This is a genomic window from Lentibacillus halodurans (genome assembly GCF_900112045.1).
GTDB lineage: Bacteria > Bacillota > Bacilli > Bacillales > Amphibacillaceae > Lentibacillus > Lentibacillus halodurans.
This window is the reverse complement of record NZ_FOJW01000004.1, coordinates 196,323-214,955: the sequence shown is the minus strand read 5'-3', so window position 1 is coordinate 214,955 and position 18,633 is coordinate 196,323. Positions and strand designations below refer to the sequence as shown.

The following is an 18,633-nucleotide window of genomic DNA, read 5'->3' as shown; positions in this document are numbered from 1 at the left end:
AAGGAAGGGACCTATCATTTCTGAGGAAAATCCGAATGTCAAACGGAATTTAGTCATCATGTGGTTTGCGAATTTCTTTATTGCCGGAAGTATTACGATGGTGCTTCCATTTATTTCATTATATATAGAAGAATTCGGAAACTTTTCTGGTTCGTATGTGCAAAATTGGTCAGGATGGATTTTTGCCATTACGTTTGTCACGGCATTCATTTTCTCACCTGTCTGGGGCCGCATTGGTGATAAATATGGACGAAAAAACATATTGATCCTGTCTTCCATGGGGTTGGGGTTATCAGTCTTTTTGATGGGATTCGCCGATTCAGTCTGGGAGCTTTTTTTACTGCGTTTATTTATGGGAATCTTCACCGGTTTTATTCCGATGTCGCAGGCACTGATCTCGACACAAACACCAAAAGAAATTGCCGGTCGAGTGTTAGGAACGCTGCAGACCGGCAGTATCACGGGGTCATTAATGGGGCCATTGCTCGGTGGAGCCTTGGCTGATTCATTCGGTTATGCGTCCACTTTTAAATGGATTTCGATTACCATTTTCCTGTCCGGATTTATTGTGTTGTTTGGTGTTCGCGAAATTTTGATCAAAAGTACTGAAAGCGCAGAAGGACAACAATCCTATACGAGCAAGGAAGTCCTTTTGCACATTGCCGGTAATCCTGTGCTGCTCGTTGTCATGCTGATTTCCACACTCGTACAGATCGCCCACTTCAGCATACAGCCTATCCTGTCATTATATGTTGCTGAGATTCATGGCCCTGCCAGTATTGCATTCTTTTCCGGGATGGCATTTTCAGCTGCAGGCCTGGGGAACTTGCTGATGACAAGACGCTGGGGACGATTGGGAGACCGGATCGGATACATTAAAATATTGATTTTCCTATTATTCATGGCAGGTATTGTTTACTTTCCGGGGGCATTTGTCACGAATATTTGGCAGCTGGTGATTTTGCGATTCTTACTCGGTATTTCAATTGGAGGGATTATCCCCGTACGAATCGCCTACATCAGGCAGGAAGCACCATTATCGATGCAGGGAGAAGTGCTCGGTTACAATACAAGTTTACGGTTTTTGGGAAACATTATCGGACCGGCATTAGGTGGCATGCTTGCAGGATTATTTGGCTTTTCCGCCGTATTTTTCGTTACCAGCTCTTTGCTAATTATAAGCGGTGTTATCATGCTGGCTGCATGGTATAAACATGAATATGCCGGAAAAAGGCGGAAGCAGACCCACCCGTTATCATCCTGAATAAGCAAACAGCAGCTGTATCCCGGCTGCTGTTTTTTATGGCTGCTGCTGAATACTGCCTCTGGGCTCGGGATAGAGTGTCGGATGTTCTGCCAATTTTTATCCTGTTCTTCGATGTTACACTGTTCCCGCTGAAGTTGTTGCTCTCGCGCAGATGTTTCTGCCGCCCAACCATTTTTTACACACCAGCCGATTTGATATGTTATCTTGAATATGTTACAAAATAGGAATGCATGATACTAACTTAGAAAGATTGTGATAGCTATGGGCGTAGTCATTGTTGAGGTCTGTGACGGAAATGCGATCACTTCTTTAGATATAGAAGGAATTATTGAACATGAATTTCCTGAGGTAGCCGTGCTAATGAATGAATGCTTGTCATTTTGTGGCCTGTGCAGGGTGAAACCATATGCCCTTGTTAACAACCGCCGCGTTTTTGGCAACACGCCTGACGAATGTTTAGATCAAATACGTGAAGCCATAAAAGAAGAACTGGCCGTTTATCAATAATCGCCAGTTCTTCTTTTATGGTCTGTTATCTTTGATTTCGGGTCCAGATGCTTACTTTCCTTTCACTCCGTCCCAAATCTTTTCGTCAGAACAGATTACTTCCCTCTGCACGCTTCATGCAAAACAACAACTTTTACGCATCTAACCTTTTAAAATAAAATTGCTTTCCGACAATTTCACCGTTCATTATTGCCCGGGAAATATTTTGTCGGAACTTGGTTATTAAAGGCTGGCCTTTAAAATGTCAACCGAATCCTGTCTCGACAATTTCTTGAAGTTTCCATACTCAGGACGGGCAATCACAGTTTTATCAGCCATCTCCTCAATGGTGCCGCCATCAATATGATAGTCACCAAGTGTGGCAGGTGCACCAATGGAAGTCCAGAAATCACGCAGTTTTTCAATTCCTTCCAGCGCAGCATCATAATCACTTTTGCCAGCTGTATCAATATCAAAGACACGCTCGGCCAGTTGTTTGAATCGGTCTGCATTATTTTCATCCAGCACGTGCTTCATCCAGTTCGGGAAAATAATCGCAAGTCCGCCGCCATGCGGAATATCATGGACAGCCGAGACAGCATGTTCCAAGTTATGAGTAGCCCAGTCACCGCGATAGCCCATATTCAGCATATCATTCAATGCCAATGTGCCGCTCAGCATAATCGTTTCACGGTATTCATAGTTCTCTGGATCATCAAGCAATTTCGGCGCTGTTTCGATAACCGTACGTAAAATCGATTCGCAAAAGCGATCCTGTACAGGTGTATTCTTTGTCTGGTGAAAGTAATGTTCCAGAACATGTGACATCATGTCGACCATACCATAGACCGTTTGTTCACGCGGGAGCGAAAATGTATGTGCTGGATCCAATATTGAAAATTTCGGATATGTGTATGGTGATCCCCAGCCATGTTTTTCATGTGTTTCCCAATTCGTGATCACCGAACCGCTATTCATTTCCGATCCGGTCGCTGAAATCGTTAATACCGTTCCGAATGGAAGTACATCTGTTGCTTGTTCTTTCTTTGTCACAATATCCCAGATGTCGGTTTCTGTCGTCGCACCTGCAGCAATTGCTTTCGTTGCATCAATCGTGCTGCCGCCGCCAACAGCAAGCAAACATTCAACACCTTCACGTTTGCAAATATCAATCCCTTTTCGGACTGTCGAAACGCGCGGGTTCGGTTCAACACCAGGAAGTTCATGCACCTCCGCGTTGATTTCATGAAGCTTTTCCATGACATGATCATAAATGCCATTCCGTTTAATACTGCCACCGCCGTAAACGAGCAGCACCTTCTTCCCGTATTGGGACACTTCTTCGGGCAGTTTATCCAGCTGTCCTCTCCCAAAGATCAGTTTGACTGGATTGTAGTATGTGAAATTTTCCATCATCACGCCTCCTCCTTTATTTGGTATACACAACCGCGTCCATTTCAATTAAAACGTCTTTCGGCAATTTGCTGACTTCAACCGTAGCCCTTGCCGGATATGGCTTTGTCAAATAACTGCCATAGATATCGTTAACGGTAGTAAAATCATCCATCGACGCTAGGTAAATGGTGAATTTTACCACCTGTGAAAAATCTGTTTCGGCTTGCTTCAATATTGACTTTAAATTTCTCATCACTTGTTTTGTCTGTTCTTCAATCCCTTCAGCAACATTTCCCGTTTCCGGACTAAGCCCGATTTGTCCTGATACATAGATAAAATCACCTGCCTGAATCGCCTGTGAGTACGGTCCGATTGCAGCCGGTGCCTTTTCCGTATAGATTTCGTTTCTCATCACGATTCCCCTCCCATTTTTTGGCTTCACATTAAGGATATCATTTTATCACTGCATGATACTAGCTACGGCTTCCGTATATGACATGACATCGCGGACATAGTAGATATCGCCGTAGCATGCATCAATTTCTTTAGCTTCCTCGCGTGGGCATCGATATTTCGATTGATCGTCAGATGCAGCATACATTTCTTGTGAAAAATTGATGGCCGCCTCTTGGGTATATGTTCCCGAATTCGTTTGAATGTAATCAATAAAACCTTTGCCGAAATTGTATGATTGTATCGCCAATTTGACATCGCCGTCAGCTTCCTCCAGTGCTCCGGAAAAGTAATGTACGCCCTGTTCAATGGAATGTTCGGGATCATCAATGCAGCCGCGAGACCCGCAATAGCTTTCGGACGATTGCATAGGGTCATTCCCCCGTCCGCCTGATTCCTGCATCATCATCGCCAGCAGCACATCCACATGTTCCGTAACACCATATTGTGCTGCATATTTTTCCACGAGCGGCTGATAATCCAGCACCTGGTCACTGACAATCGATTGCCACTGACTAGTTCCTTTATCATGCCCCATTAGCGATACAGCAGAAATGACAATCAGCACACCACATAAAACGGCTGCTATCATGACTGTTTGCTTGATGGCTTGTTTCATTTTTCGCTTCATCGTATCCCTCTATCTTTTATTTGTTCACGCGAATTTTGAAGTGGCTGCGCTCAATCCAGGCTCCATCGCACGATGGCGTCCCATGACAGTTCTATCTCCCCTTACAACCAGTACGGACGCTTCCGTTATCATGCCGGCAAACAGCAGGCAAAAAACTAGTTTCATAGATTCCTACTCCTATCGATCCTTAGCAAACAGCTCTTTTTCACGCCATTTTCCAAACCGGTAATACATAAATGCTGCGAAACTGCTGAGCAGAAAGCTTGTGCCCATGCCAAGTGCTACTCCAGTATCGCCAAACCAGCCGGAAAAGAGATAGGTCAACGGGAAACGCAGCACCCAGAAGGAGACAATATTCAGGACCAGCACTTGATACATGGCTCCTGCCGCCCGGACGATTCCGTTCAAAATAAAATTAATCCCCAGAAATGGATAGAACAGCGCAATAATCTGCAAATATTTTGTCCCGAAAGCCACTGCTTCCTCATCTTCAATAAAAAGCTGGATACCATGCTCCGCAAGTAATACGACAGCAACCCCAACCAGCAGCATAATCGAAAAGTTATAAAGCACGCCGTATTTGGCGATTTGTTTCACCCGCGGCCAATCCCGGTTCCCAATATTTTGCCCGGCCATGCTATTAACGGATGTTCCCAATGCATGGGCCGGCAGCATTAAAATACTGTCCAGACGCTGGGCTGCCCCATAACCGGCGACAACATCACTGCCAAAGACGGTGATGACACTCATAATCGCTGCAGAGCCTGCGGAAATGACTGCCATCTGTAAACCGGACGGAATTCCAAGGTTCAGTATCAGACCGATCTCTTGCCTTGAAGGTGGTGCAGGGATACTGAATGGAGCGAGTTTTTTGGAAAGCACATAAATGATCCCATACAGAAATGCGCTGCCCTGTGCCACAATCGTTGCAAACGCAGCTCCGTTAATGCCGAGATCCAAACCAGCAATGAACAGCGGATTCAGGATTATGTTCAAGAGTACCGCAATCATTACAAATCGGAGCGGTGTCCTGCTGTCCCCAAGTGCTCGCAGAACGGTTGCGATAAAGTTATAGCCGAACAGAAACAGAATACCGAGAAAATTGATTTGTAAGTACATTTCTGCTTCACTCAGCATGTTTTCCGGTGTGCCCAGCAGTCTCAGCAGCTGCTCTGACAGTGTGTAACCGATCACACTCAATACCAGGGCAATGACGGTTAAAATCACGACAAAAGCATTCAAATACCGCTTTAATCCCGCTTCATGATCTTTTCCTTTTTGTTGGGATAAAATTGTCAGGGCAGCATTATTCAATCCAAGCACAAAGGAAAGAATCGTAAAAATGATTGTACTTGAAATCGCTACAGCCCCAAGTGCATTTGCCCCGAGTAAATTGCCGACCCAAAGACTATCTGCAAACTGGTATGATGTCTGCAGCAGATTCGTCAGCATCAATGGCCCGGAAAATATGATTAAATGCTTAAGAATATTTCCTTGTGTAAAATCATGCTGTTTTTTCATTTATCTTTCGCCTTTCCGTCAATAATCGGATAAAAACGCTGCGGGAATTTTTCCTGTAGTCTCCCTATTATTGTAGCATGGATTGTTTTATTCTTCCGTTTCAGCACTCATTTCTATAATTTTTCTAATAATCTAAATAATATGGTATGATAGAATCAAGCTTTTCAATTGAATAAAGGAGATGATTCGTATGATGCAAACACCGCTTACCATTGGCTCGATGCTTGAACATGCGGAAAAATTTTTTGCCAAAAAGGAGGTAATCTCGCAAACACACGACAAGCTGCACCATCTGACGTACGCTGCTATCGGCGAGCGTACACGACGGCTGATGAACGCACTTGGCCAGCTTGGGGTGCAGAAGGGTGACCGGGTTGGCACACTAGCCTGGAATCATCACAGGCATCTTGAAATTTATTTTGCCGCACCGGGGATGGGGGCTGTACTGCACACAATCAATATCCGATTAGCACCTGAACATATCATCTACATCATTAACCACGCCGAAGATAAAATCCTGTTTGTTGACGAAGATATTTTACCACTGATTGAAAAAGTGCGGGACAAACTGCAGACGGTTGAAGCATTTGTCGTCATGTCCGACAAAGACGAACTCCCCGCGTCAAATCTGAACCCGCTCTATTCATACGAAAAACTGCTTCAAACCGGGGACCCTGAACACCCTTTTGAAAAAAATATTGATGAAAATGACCCCGCCGGCATGTGCTACACATCCGCAACGACCGGCAATCCTAAAGGCGTTGTCTATTCACATCGCGGAATTGTTCTGCACAGTTATGCACTGGGACTTGCCGACACAGCTGCTATATCTGAATCAGATGTTTCAATGCCTGTCGTACCGCAATTCCATGTCAATGCCTGGGGAACACCATTTGCCTGTACCTGGTTTGGCTCCACACAAGTTATGCCCGGACCACGTTTTACACCGAAGCGGTTGGCGGAATTCATCGAAAAATTTAAAGTAACCATTACTGCAGGGGTTCCGACAATCTGGCTTGGACTGCTGCGTGAACTCGAGCAAGGCGACTATGATACGTCAAGTCTTCGTGCGGTTCTATGCGGCGGTTCTGCTGCACCAAAAGGATTGATTCAGGCATTTGAACACAAATTGGGTATCCCGTTCGCCCATGCTTACGGGGCAACTGAAACAACCCCGCTTGTCACATATTCAAGGCTGAAAAGTTATCAGCAGAATTTGGGTAAAGATGAACAATTGCATGAGCGTGCTAAACAAGGTGCACTTGTACCCGGGCTTGAAATGAAGGTAATGGGGGATACAGGAGAAGTTGCCTGGAACGGCGTGGAAATGGGTGAGCTTCTCCTGCGCGGTCCGTGGATTGCCAGTGAATACTACGAAGATGAGCGGACAGAGCAGGCATTCCATGATAGCTGGTTTCATACCGGTGACGTGGTGACAGTTGATGAGGAAGGCAACATTCGAATCGTTGACCGTACTAAAGATTTAATCAAAAGCGGCGGTGAATGGATTTCCTCGGTTGAAATTGAAAACGCTATCATGGCACATGATGCCGTTTTTGAAGCAAGTGTTGTGGCGATACCCGATGCTGAGTGGCAGGAACGTCCGGTTGCGTGTGTTGTACTGCACGAAGGATATGCCGATAAAATCGATAAAGACGATCTGCTGTCATTCATTCGGCCGCAATTTGCCAAATGGTGGCTGCCTGATGATGTACTGTTCTTTAAAGATATCCCAAAAACATCTGTCGGTAAATTTTTAAAACGACAGCTGCGCGAACAGGTGAAAGCGCATTATCATATACAAGATTGACAATTATCTCACAGGAAGAAATCGGTTTCTTGACTGATTTCTTTTTGATTGGGTCAGTCCGTCCTGAAGTGGTGTTGCGGCGAGGATTGTTATCAGCGGTTTTTGAATTTTTATCGGCGATTCTCATCAATTTATCGGCGATTTGGGTTTATCGGGGTGACTCATCCCCTCGTCAAACTTGATCTTCCCCCATAAGTGACCGCACAATCGCCGCAGCGCTTTCTTCCTCTTCAATCGAACCGACACCCTGGCCTGCCCACAGTGACTGCATATTAGGCATAGCATATTCCTTCCCGGCGAAGCGGATATCTTTGGTCATTTGGTTTTGGACAGGAAATGGCAATGGTGCAATGCCGCTTGCCTCCACCTCTTCCACAAACCGGTTGCGGATTGCGCGTGCCGGTCGGCCGGAAAATGCTTTTGTGATGACCGTATCCTGAGTGCTGGCTTTTATGAGTGCGCGGCGGTAAGCGGCATTTGTTCCGGCTTCCTCCGCCATCAAAAATCGGGTACCAAGCTGAACTGCTGATACACCCAATGCCAGCAACGCATCCATCTGAGACTTGTTATGAATGCCACCTGCTGCTATCACCGGCAAGCCAACATGAGCAAGCAATTCCTGCGCCAATACGTGCAGACCTGTATCACAACCATTCGGGAACTTTTCCACATTAAATGTCCCGCGATGACCACCTGCTTCAATACCTTGAGCGATAACAGCATCGTACCCGGCGTCTTCCAACTGTTTCGCCTCTTCAAGATTCGTAGCCATACCAATAAGTGTGACATCATTCTTTTTCAGCCGTTCAATTAAAACAGATGAAAGCACACCAAACGCCGTACTGACAATCGAGATATTTTCCTCGAGAATGACATTTATTTTTTCCTGTAAATAATCATGGACTTTAACCGAGCGTTCCCCATGTTCCATTCCCAATTCATCCCGAAACTGATCAAGCATTTGCTGCATCGGCCCAATACAATCAGAAAAAGCCTCCAAATTCATAGCAAACAGGTTGACGGCAAATGGTTTGTCGGTCAGCTGCTTGATTTCATGTATATCCTTTTTTAACACAGCATCACTCATATAACCCGCACCAATTGTACCAAGTGCACCTGACTCCGAAACGGCTGCCACCATTTCCGGCGTTGTAATCCCCCCTGCCATCCCGGCCTGAATAATCGGTATATCTACGCCAAGCTTATTCATCAATACATTCACGATCACATGCCTCCCCCATACATTTTACATCAAGCATACCATATATTAGAACGCTTTACCCAGGTCACGACGAGATTCAGGCGGCAAAAGCCTTTACAAATGGGCCGTTCCAAATAAAAAGGGATATTCTGCAGCCATGCACTGCAAAATATCCCTCTAATACTTATACGTTTCCCTCTGCGGTTCCTGCACGCGAATCATCTTCTCTGTTCCTTTTCCACCATTGATAGACAATAATCGCTGCAAATAAACCGACTCCGATCAAATCTGTCATTAGCGAATGATTAAGCAGGACAACAGCTGCTGCTACAGCCAGAATCCGTTCAATCCAGCCAAATTTGGTAAACAGATAACTCTGGATAAACGTTGACCAGGCAATAATGCCAATAAAGGCTGTCGCTACACTTAGCATGATTTGCAGCCATGTAGCCGTTTCATCCTGCAAAATCAAAATCGGATTGAGAACAAACGCATACGGCAGGAGCAAAGCACCCATATCAAATTTGAATCCCTGCACACCGGTTTTCACCGGATCTGATTTGGCAATTCCTGACGTTGCATATGCAGGCAGGTTAATTGGTGGTGTATCATCAGCCAAAATGCCATAATAAAATACGAATAAATGTGCCGCCAACACCGGAATGTCCAGCTGAATCAACGCCGGTGCCATCACAGCAGCCAGCACGATATAGGTTGCAGTTGTCGGCAACCCGAGTCCCATAATGATACAGGCAACCATCGTGAACAGCAGCACCAGGAATATCTGGTTATTTGCCAAATCAAGAATCAGTCCGGATAAAATAGGACCCAATCCTGTCATCGTTACAACACCCGTCAGAATTCCGGCACTGGCACAAGCCGCCACAACACTCAACGCATTTTTGGCACCGAGTTCCAGTGCAGTTAAAAATTCAATGAAGCCGAACTTGACCTGTTTTTCACCTTTCACTTTTTTGCCCATTGCATACCAGATCAGCGCAAACAGCAAGCTTCCAATTGAAACGAATGTGACATATTGATTCAAGCCAAACAATAAGTGCGCCGCATATGCCGCTCCTGTGAACAACAATGAAACGAGAAAACCGGCACCAAAGTTTTTTTGCATGCGATAGGAAAATAATGCGATCGTAATCGCCCCGACAATCGCCATGAATGAAGCAAGGATCGGTGTCAGCCGCATGACAAGCAAAACAATGATGGCGATAATCGGCAGCAGCAAATAACCTCTGCCCGCAAAAATCTTTAACGGGGAGACAAGATCCTTTCTCGGTATCCCCAGTAAATTGTATTTACTAGCTTCGAGATGAACCATGAATAATATCGCTGTATAACTGAGCAATGCCGGAATGGCAGCTGATTTGACGATATCCAGATACGGAATACCCGTAAAATCGGCCATGATAAATGCGGCAGCACCCATAACAGGCGGGAGCAGCTGACCGCTGGACGAAGCTGCAACCTCAATTCCGCCAGCAACTTTTGGCCTGAATCCGGTTTTTTTCATCAATGGAATGGTGAACGTCCCGGTTGTCACAGCATTCGCCACAGAACTTCCCGAGATGGACCCCATCATACCTGAAGAAACAACCGCAGCCTTAGCTGGCCCGCCTTTAAATGAACCAACCAAAGACATGGCAAGATCAATAAACATCTTCCCGGCACCGGTCACTTCCAAAAACGCACCAAATAAAATAAAAATAAACACATATTGCGCAGAAACCGTAATCGGTGTACCAAAAATCCCCTCATTGGACAAGTACATAAATTCGGCTATTTCTTTCCATGTAAAGCCAAAGTGGTTCAGTACGTCCGGCAAAATGGCTTTTGAACCAAGGAATTCCGGCAAATACATGTCACCCAGCCACGCATACAGCATGAAAACCGTCGCCAGGATGACAAGTGGTTTGCCCACGACACGTCTCGTTGCTTCCAGAACCAGAAGAAGTGCAATGAAGGACATGATGGTGTCCATCGTATTAGGATTACCAACCTTGCCGACCAGTTCCTCGGAAATGACTAAAATATAAATGCCGATTGATGCTCCAAGAATTGCCAACACCATATCATACCAGGGAATTCGCTTTTGTCCGAGGTTCTTTTTATATGGGAAGATCAAAAATATGAGGGTTAATGCAAACGCCAGATGCACCGCATTCTGCTGCATACGCGGCAGCATATCAATGCCGGCCGTATACAAATGAAACAGCGAAAAACTGACAGCCACAATTAATACGATGATCGCCATCCAGCCAAATAACGTCCGATCACTGCCTTCCAGCTCGTCCAATTGCTTATTCATTTCTTCCTGACTTACTTCTGTATCTAAATTTGAATTGGCCATAAAGCCTCCCCCCTTCCTGTTTACCATGATGAAAGTTATTCAAAAAGCTTTTTCCATAAATAGGCCGGCCATTTTTCCTGTTTAATGACCAGTGTAAATGTTCTGCCGACAAAAGGTTCACGTGATATATCCCACGATTTGCCATCTATCGTTAAGGTTTGCTCTGCGATACGGACAGGGTGGAAAAGGATTTCCTGAAGCGGTTTGTCAATGTCATCAATCACGTAAAAGCCATCCTCCATGTGGTCTGCAGCACCAGGCGGCGGCTCTGTTTCAATTCCGGCGCCAAAGCTGCAATTCCAGCTTTCCATCAGTACCATCTTATCGTTATTGTTCACTTCATATTTCTCGATGACCGGACATTTGGCAACTGAGTGGAGATAACGTGATGAAAAAGTTGTATCGGCATTTACCCGCTCTGCTATCAATATATCGCCATTATCCGCTGTTGCGTAAATGACGTAAACATTTGACATGAGCAAATAAATGCCGATTACCGTTATCAAAATCACGAAGAGTAAGGCAAGCCTGCACTTAGACAGGCTATGCCATCTATTAGGGGATTCTATCATTACTCGACAGAAATACCTTCCTCTTCATAGTATTTGGCTGCACCCGGATGAAGATCAATTGACATACCTTCTGTTGCTGTTTCAAGCGTGATATCTGCACCACGGTCATGTGCAGATTCTAGTTCTTCACGGTTTTCAAACATTGCTTTTGTCATGTTATATACAGCATCTTCCGGAAGCTCCGAATCCACGACAAGAATAGCCATGACAGCTACTGTCTGAATATCCCCTTCCTGACCGTAATCAGCATAAGTTTCAGCTGGGATCGTGCGTTCTGTATAATATGAGTATTCGGAAGTCAGATTATTGATGACCTCTTCGGAAATGGACAGTACTTTGACATCTTTGCTTGCGCCCAATTCCTGAATCGCGCTTGTAGGAGCACCTGCGGTAATAAATGCTGCGTCAATCGTACCGTTTTGCAGCCCCTGAGAAGCGTCACCAAAGCCCATAAACTCCGCAGTCAAATCATCATACGTGATCCCGCCTGCTTCCAAAATCTGTTTTGCATTCGCTTCAGCACCACTCCCCTGGTCACCGACAGCTACGTTCTTGCCTTCCAGATCTTCAAGTGAATTAATATCACTGTCTGCCGTCGTGACAATCTGAATGTCTTCAGGATACAGTGACGTCATACCAGCCATGTTATCCACTGTGCTTTCCTCAAAATCTGCAAGTGTTTCACCATTGACGGCATAATAGGCAATATCATTCTGAATGAGGGCCAATTGATAGTCACCGGAAGCCATTTCCTGTGCATTTGTAACAGAGGCCCCTGTTGATACGGCACGCGCCTGTGATACACCTTCCGCATCAGCGAAAATTTGTTGTGCCATTGCCACGCCCAACGGGTAATATGTACCACTTGTACCACCCGTTCCAATGGTTACACGAACCTCTTCTCCTGATGCTTCATCTCCTCCGCCGCTATCACTGCCGCCTTCATCGGCATCTCCATCATCGTCCTGTGCACTGCCGCATCCAGCAAGCGCAAACAGCATGATGATAAGCAATAACCCAGTAAGTTTCAGAGTCTTCATGTAATTTTCCCCCTTTACTTTATTAAAAGCTATATTTAATTTAAACCGTTTTCAGCCGGTATGTCAAGTTTTATAAGATTAAGATAATACTATTTTATAAGGTACAAAGGCAGGATTATAACCTTATTTTCAAATATTACACGATTCCTCAATTTCCTTCTTGACAATATTATGAAAATTCCGTACTATAACTATTAACGAATTATGTCGTTAAGTCGATTATGACATTTAACATAACCTCAGGACAGGGAGGAGTAAACGTGAAAGTCAAAATTGCAGTATTTGGCCAGGAAGATATCATGAATCGGCTTTACAGCTGCGTTATAGAGCAGGAAGATATCGAAATATTTTCCTTTACCTATACGGAAGCAAGAGAAACAGCGGAATTAGTTGAAAAAGCGGTAATGTGTGATATTTATCTATTTACAGGTCCACTGTCCTATTTATATGCAAAAGAAAAAATCGATAAGAAAAGACTGCCTTCTGTCCAGGTGGATTTTGATGCATACATGATCTTGAGTTCTTTCTATCACGTGAAAAACGATCACAATCAGTCAATAGACCGCCTCTCAATTGATGTTTTCGACAGCAGGTATGTGGAAGAGGTTCTCCATGAAATGGGTATCAGTGATGACGACATTTATACATACAGTTATGGAAACGATCATACCGTTAATATCGAGCAAATCGCCACCTATCACGAAACGCTCTGGAGGAGGGAAAAAGTTGATTACGTCCTGACTTCCATTCACGAAATCGAACAAATCCTGAAGATGCGGGGTGTACCAGTAAGCCGTATGCAGATACCAAAACTGAATCTCACACATGCGATTGAAAAAGCCAAATCGATCGCTACCATTAATCAGTCACAAAGCGCTCAAATTGTTTCCGGCTATGTCCGTATTAAAAACTTTGAAACCATCCAATCAGAAAAAAGTGATCCCTATAACGAAGAACTGTGGCTGAAACTGCACCAGATTTTATTGAATTATTCCCGGAAAACGCATGCATCCCTCTTATCCGACAGCCATAACCAGTTTGTTTTGTTTGGAACACGCAGCATGCTGGATCACATCACCAACCATTTTCGGGATTTTCCGCTGTTAAAGGATATGGAAAATCAACTGGAAACACCTGTTGATATCGGCTTCGGACTTGGACTGACAGCCAAACAGGCCGAGGATAATGCAAAACTCGCACTGCATGCATGTGGCAGGAGAGACGATGGCACATGTTTCATCGTAAATGAGCGCCGTGACATGATCGGTCCGCTCGGTATAAAAAAGGAGTTTAATCCATCCGCATTATACCGTTCACTGATTCATGAAGCAAAATTAAATAACGAATTATCCTATAATTTTATCGGTTTCATTGAAGTGCGAAACAATGAACCATTTTCATCCAATGATATCGCAAAATATTACGGGGTCACAAAGCGCAGTGCTGAACGTACCATTAAAAAACTGATCTCGGGAAATGTGATAAAAGCGATCGGGGAAGAAAAACCATATGTAAAGGGACGTCCGCGAAAACTATTTAAGCTGAATCAGTAGGCAGTACAAAGACCGGATTTTTAGATATCCGGTCTTTGTGCTTTCATGATCTGTTATTGTTGAATAAGTAATTCATAATATCATCGAAAATCGAAACAGAGTCGGTTATCAGGAATACTGGAAGCAGCACGATTGCTAAAATAACAGCAAAATTGGATACAAAAAACTTTGTAATCCCTTTGAAAAAATAAATCGTTTTAACCATCCCTTTCAGTTCTGTTTATTCCAGTATATAACTTACTTGCAATTCTGTAAAACACATCCCGCTGCTATATATTAAGGAGCTCTCGGACATCTTCCTCACTCAGGCTCGACAGCATCGTCTCACCTGGCTGGATGACCTGATCGATCAGCTCACGTTTTTTCTGCTGCAGTTCGTATATTTTTTCCTCAATGGTACCTTCCGTTATCAGGCGAATCACTTGAACGACTTTTTTCTGCCCAAACCGGTGCGCACGCCCTGTTGCCTGATCCTCAACTGCTGGGTTCCACCATAAATCATACAGAATGACAGTATCTGCCCCGGTCAAATTCAAGCCGGTGCCGCCTGCTTTTAAGGAAACAAGAAAGACACTTTTTTCCCCGTTATTAAACCGTTCACTCATTTGTACACGTTCTTCAGATTCAGTCTGGCCATGCAGGTAGAAATAGTCAATACTTTCATCCTGCAGCTTTTCCATAATGATTTCATGCATGCTGGTAAACTGCGAGAAGATCAGCATCCGTTTGCCATTGGTCACCGCGTTTTTCACGGTGTCCATCAGCTGATTCAATTTGCCTGATTCGCCTTCGTAATTTTCCACAAACACCGACGGATGGCAGCAAATCTGACGCAGGCGTGTTAATCCGGCCAAAATCTTCATTCGATTCTGCTGAAAACCGCCCTCTTTCATGGACTGTGCCGCTTCCTGCTGCAGCTGGCGCCAATACCCGACATATAAATCTTTTTGGTCTTTGGTCAGTTCCGATACGTGTACGGATTCGATTTTTTCGGGCAGTTCTTTCAGGACATCTTGCTTGACCCGCCGTAAAATAAACGGTTTGGTCATCGATGCAATCTTATCATGGGACAGCTGTTTAAACTTGCGCTGATTCGGCATCAGCCCCGGTAAAATTACCTGAAAAATGGACCAAAGTTCATCAATCGAGTTTTCAATCGGGGTACCGCTTAAAGCAAAGCGCCTGCTTGCTTTCAACTGCCGTATTGCCTGTGATGTTTTCGTTGCATAGTTTTTAATGTACTGTGCCTCATCGAGGATCAGTGTCCGGAATTCCTTCTCCTCATACAGTTCGATGTCCTGACGCAATGTTGCATAGGACGTGATCCAAACATCCTTATTCTCATATGATCCGATCATGTTTTTCCGTTCTGCCGGGGATCCCGTTAACACAGCCACTTGTAAATCAGGGGCAAATTTTTCGAATTCATTTTTCCAATTATATAAAACCGATGATGGTGCGACAATCAAATGCGGCGTATCACCAGGATCGGAAAGAAGATAGGCAATACTCTGTACCGTTTTGCCAAGCCCCATGTCATCTGCGAGAATTCCGCCAAGGTGGTAATGGCTCAGTGACTTGAACCATTGATACCCTGTCAGCTGATAATTTCTGAGTGTTGCCTGCAGATTTTCCGGAAGGGGATATACCTGTTCCTCCGGTGACTTCAATTGATATAGCAGCTTTCGGAAGGCCGAATCGTATTGCTTGTTCGTGTCTATTAATTCATCCAGCTGTGCACCACGGTAAAGAGGTATTTGCATATTCCCATCCTGCAAATCAGCCCGCTCGACATCCAGCTCATTAAAAAGCTGTTTCATCGAAGCGAACTCCTCTCCTTCCAAAGACAGGAATGCACCATCCTCCATACGATAGTAACGCTTTTTTTCCATAACAGCATCCAGGACTTGTTTGACTTCTGCATCATCAATACCATCAATATTGAAACCAATGTCCAGCAAATTGGACGATGATTCCAGCTGTACACTTGTATTCGGTAAAGGCTGACTATCAACGAAGAATTTGCGGATGTCCGCTGTCATGTACAGCTCAAGATATTTATCCAACACTGGCAGCACCTTGAATAGAAAGTCATATAATGTGTCCTCATTGTTTTCAATATATAATGCTTTCCCATTGTAATGAAAGTTGGCATGCTCAATCAGGTGCATGATCTGCTGTTCCTTTTCCACATCACGGATGACGATGACGTCATTCTGATCCTGTTCACGGCCGTTAAATGGATCGATTTCATGATTCCCGTAGTGATAGCTGAGCTTGCCAATAATCCAATCATCCTGCAATTCAAGGTACAATTTGGCCTGAAGCGGCAGTTGAATGATTTCGTCGGCCACATTTTCCGCCATATTGACGTCACCGATTTTTTCCAATGAAGGAATGACCTGGGAAATGAAATCATCTGCCTGTTCACTCGTAATCGGCAGCCGTTCACTTTGTCTTCCGGCGGTCATGACCTGGGCAATAACCGGTATCTGCTCAGGAGCAGGATAATAGAATGTCCCCTGTGAAAATAGCAGATCATAGTGTTCAAAATACGTGGTGGCACGTATATCGCCCATCAAGAGCGACAACTCACCGTTTTCAGTTTTGGACAAATCAAAATGAAACGGGAGGTCTCCCTCGACAATTGTTATATCCTGAAAATTCCCCAGTTCAGTTTTAACAGTAAAGTCACGCTCAGAAAGCATATGGATCAGCTGTTTCGCCATTAACGGCGGAATAACAACTGAGCGTTCAGGTGAACTCATAAACTGGTAGATTTCCCTGTCAGTATATACCTTTTCATTGTTCAATATGTCATACAGCAACTTAAAAATTTGGATATCCTGCTCATGAAAATAATGAATCTCCGGATTAAATGTAAATGTTTTCGTAAAGTAATGCTCATTGCCCAGAAAAACATTCTCCAGGAAGTCCTGTAGTTTCTTGACGACGAGGGGGCGATTTTCACCGACTTTCAACTCCAGAAGCAGATTGTATTCATCATTCCACCTGCAATGATATTCCACATGAAGCGGTACTTTTTTTAGTGAGATTTCGGATGCAGGCTGGTATGTGGCTAATGATGCAATCGAGTTCATCAGCCAGTCGGTCGTCGAGTAATCCTTTGACTTTTTGAGCGGGTTATTCATTTGGCTGTTGCTGATTTCGATCAGAACCGCCGCAATGTGTTTACACGGTCCGAAAGTGTCAAATGCCGGGCAATTGCAGGACACGTCAAACGAGCCGTTCTCCATTTCAGCTGTATTAATCTCCACGAAATATTCATCAGATCCATGTACAACAGCAGACCAGATTTTAAAATTACGGTCGTATACCAGGTTGCTGACGAGGTTATGGTTATAATATTGTAAGCCGCGCTGGTAGACGGCGGCTGAAAACATTTTTTGTATCTCGATATCATGAATGTTTTTCAAAACGCATTTACCCTACTTTCTGCCATCTCTTTATCTATTATTTTACTATGATGAGACGAACATTTAAACTGAAGCCTATTAATAGGATGGGAGAACCGTATGGATTGTAAACATGGTTTCGGCAATTATTTGGCAGTTTACCCTGCCAATAAATGTTTAATGATACTTCTTCCTTTATCGTATGTTGATCACAACGCTTTAAAACGGAAAACTCCGGTAACAGCCGAAGTTTTCCATTGAAAGTATTATTTCATTTTATCCGGGAGTGCGTGGATGGATTCAATCAGATCGTTCAGTTTACCTTCGATCCTGTGCAGCAAGTAAAATGTCACCATGATCGGAAAGCCAACCTCCGTCACAAAAGATACCCAATCTTCCACTGATATGACCTCCTTTGGTTTGGATTTTGCTGATACGTGATCTCACCATTAAGTGCTTCTTGCTCGCGTTTGAGTTCATGCATGTATTAAGAACCTAATCGGCTTCCTATAAAATCAGTGCACTCTTTCTTATCAATTTTCCGCCTTCCTAATAGATTCCACCAATTCTATACCTGCAAGATTTCCGAGCCATCATGTGGTTCGTTCGTATGAAGCGGCCGTTCCTGCAGTCCCGCGATAACCGTTGCGATGACATATAGCTGATCTGCAGCTGCATCCGGTTTTATATTGTTGAAGCTTTTCGATTCATAAATGTCTCCCCTGTCATCATATTGCCCCCGTCGTTCAAAATCAGCGTTAAAAAGCGAGCTTACTTGTTGTTCGTCAGCCATGCCGATCACCTCCTTTCACTCCTACAATCGAATGAAAAAAGCAAAAGGTGGCATTACAAATAAAAAATTTCTTAAAAAAGTGCCACCTTTCAAGTACAGAATACGATTGTAATATAAAAGAGCCTGACCGGAA

Annotated in this window: 16 protein-coding genes; 4 read left to right on the top strand and 12 right to left on the bottom strand. The window is 44.3% G+C overall.

The genetic code is table 11. The features are described 5' to 3' along the window. The first annotated feature begins 58 nt into the window (after nt 1-58). Nucleotides 59-1,264 carry an MFS transporter gene (locus BM195_RS06755; protein WP_090235544.1) on the top strand — a complete coding sequence of 402 codons (1,206 nt, stop codon included), beginning with the start codon at nt 59-61 and terminating at the stop codon, nt 1,262-1,264. A 264-nt stretch (nt 1,265-1,528) separates the two neighbouring features. Next, nucleotides 1,529-1,774 carry a YuzB family protein gene (locus BM195_RS06750; RefSeq protein WP_090235541.1) on the top strand — a complete coding sequence of 82 codons (246 nt, stop codon included), beginning with the start codon at nt 1,529-1,531 and terminating at the stop codon, nt 1,772-1,774. Nucleotides 1,775-1,996: 222 nt separating this feature from the next. Here the strand turns inward: BM195_RS06750 and BM195_RS06745 are convergent, their stop codons facing one another. The 5 genes from BM195_RS06745 to BM195_RS06730 are packed head-to-tail and all read right to left on the bottom strand — an operon-like array spanning nt 1,997 to nt 5,753. Then, the gene (locus BM195_RS06745) at nt 1,997-3,166 is read right to left on the bottom strand and encodes an iron-containing alcohol dehydrogenase (RefSeq protein ID WP_090235732.1); all 1,170 of its coding nucleotides are present in this window, start codon (nt 3,164-3,166) and stop codon (nt 1,997-1,999) included. Between the two features lie 16 nt (nt 3,167-3,182). Next, a complete protein-coding gene (locus BM195_RS06740) occupies nt 3,183-3,560 on the bottom strand; it encodes a RidA family protein (protein WP_090235538.1) in 378 nt (125 codons plus the stop codon). Nucleotides 3,561-3,608: 48 nt separating this feature from the next. After that, nucleotides 3,609-4,232, bottom strand: a complete 624-nt coding sequence (locus tag BM195_RS06735; RefSeq protein WP_090235536.1) for a lysozyme family protein — start codon at nt 4,230-4,232, stop codon at nt 3,609-3,611. Nucleotides 4,233-4,256: 24 nt separating this feature from the next. Continuing rightward, nucleotides 4,257-4,397 (bottom strand): hypothetical protein, encoded by a 141-nt coding sequence (locus tag BM195_RS18275; RefSeq protein ID WP_170848176.1) that lies wholly within the window; start codon nt 4,395-4,397, stop codon nt 4,257-4,259. Between the two features lie 12 nt (nt 4,398-4,409). Further along, nucleotides 4,410-5,753, bottom strand: a complete 1,344-nt coding sequence (locus BM195_RS06730; RefSeq protein WP_090235533.1) for an MATE family efflux transporter — start codon at nt 5,751-5,753, stop codon at nt 4,410-4,412. Nucleotides 5,754-5,943: 190 nt separating this feature from the next. Between BM195_RS06730 and BM195_RS06725 the strand changes: the two genes are divergently transcribed. Further along, nucleotides 5,944-7,563, top strand: a complete 1,620-nt coding sequence (locus tag BM195_RS06725; protein WP_090235531.1) for a long-chain fatty acid--CoA ligase — start codon at nt 5,944-5,946, stop codon at nt 7,561-7,563. 172 nt (nt 7,564-7,735) lie between these two features. Here the strand turns inward: BM195_RS06725 and BM195_RS06720 are convergent, their stop codons facing one another. From BM195_RS06720 to BM195_RS06705, 4 genes are all read right to left on the bottom strand, one after another. Continuing rightward, nucleotides 7,736-8,785, bottom strand: a complete 1,050-nt coding sequence (locus BM195_RS06720; RefSeq protein WP_090235528.1) for an NAD(P)H-dependent flavin oxidoreductase — start codon at nt 8,783-8,785, stop codon at nt 7,736-7,738. A 163-nt stretch (nt 8,786-8,948) separates the two neighbouring features. After that, on the bottom strand, nt 8,949-11,126 hold the full coding sequence (locus BM195_RS06715; protein ID WP_170848175.1) for a TRAP transporter permease: 2,178 nt from the start codon (nt 11,124-11,126) through the stop codon (nt 8,949-8,951). A gap of 35 nt (nt 11,127-11,161) precedes the next feature. After that, a complete protein-coding gene (locus BM195_RS06710) occupies nt 11,162-11,602 on the bottom strand; it encodes a DUF1850 domain-containing protein (RefSeq protein WP_170848174.1) in 441 nt (146 codons plus the stop codon). Nucleotides 11,603-11,697: 95 nt separating this feature from the next. Continuing rightward, on the bottom strand, nt 11,698-12,738 hold the full coding sequence (locus BM195_RS06705) for a TAXI family TRAP transporter solute-binding subunit (protein WP_090235520.1): 1,041 nt from the start codon (nt 12,736-12,738) through the stop codon (nt 11,698-11,700). Nucleotides 12,739-12,998: 260 nt separating this feature from the next. Between BM195_RS06705 and BM195_RS06700 the strand changes: the two genes are divergently transcribed. After that, nucleotides 12,999-14,291, top strand: coding sequence for a hypothetical protein (locus BM195_RS06700; RefSeq protein ID WP_244535686.1), 1,293 nt, complete (start codon nt 12,999-13,001; stop codon nt 14,289-14,291). A gap of 269 nt (nt 14,292-14,560) precedes the next feature. On the opposite strand, the gene BM195_RS06695 is transcribed toward BM195_RS06700, so the two are convergent. The 3 genes from BM195_RS06695 to BM195_RS06685 all read right to left on the bottom strand — a co-directional run bounded on the left by BM195_RS06695 (nt 14,561) and on the right by BM195_RS06685 (nt 18,500). Beyond that, complete coding sequence (locus BM195_RS06695; protein WP_090235515.1) at nt 14,561-17,728, bottom strand: DEAD/DEAH box helicase; 3,168 nt, start codon at nt 17,726-17,728, stop codon at nt 14,561-14,563. A 245-nt stretch (nt 17,729-17,973) separates the two neighbouring features. After that, on the bottom strand, nt 17,974-18,108 hold the full coding sequence (locus tag BM195_RS06690; protein ID WP_090235512.1) for a YvrJ family protein: 135 nt from the start codon (nt 18,106-18,108) through the stop codon (nt 17,974-17,976). A gap of 167 nt (nt 18,109-18,275) precedes the next feature. Beyond that, nucleotides 18,276-18,500, bottom strand: a complete 225-nt coding sequence (locus BM195_RS06685; protein ID WP_139223981.1) for a DUF1659 domain-containing protein — start codon at nt 18,498-18,500, stop codon at nt 18,276-18,278. Between the last annotated feature and the right edge of the window lie 133 nt (nt 18,501-18,633).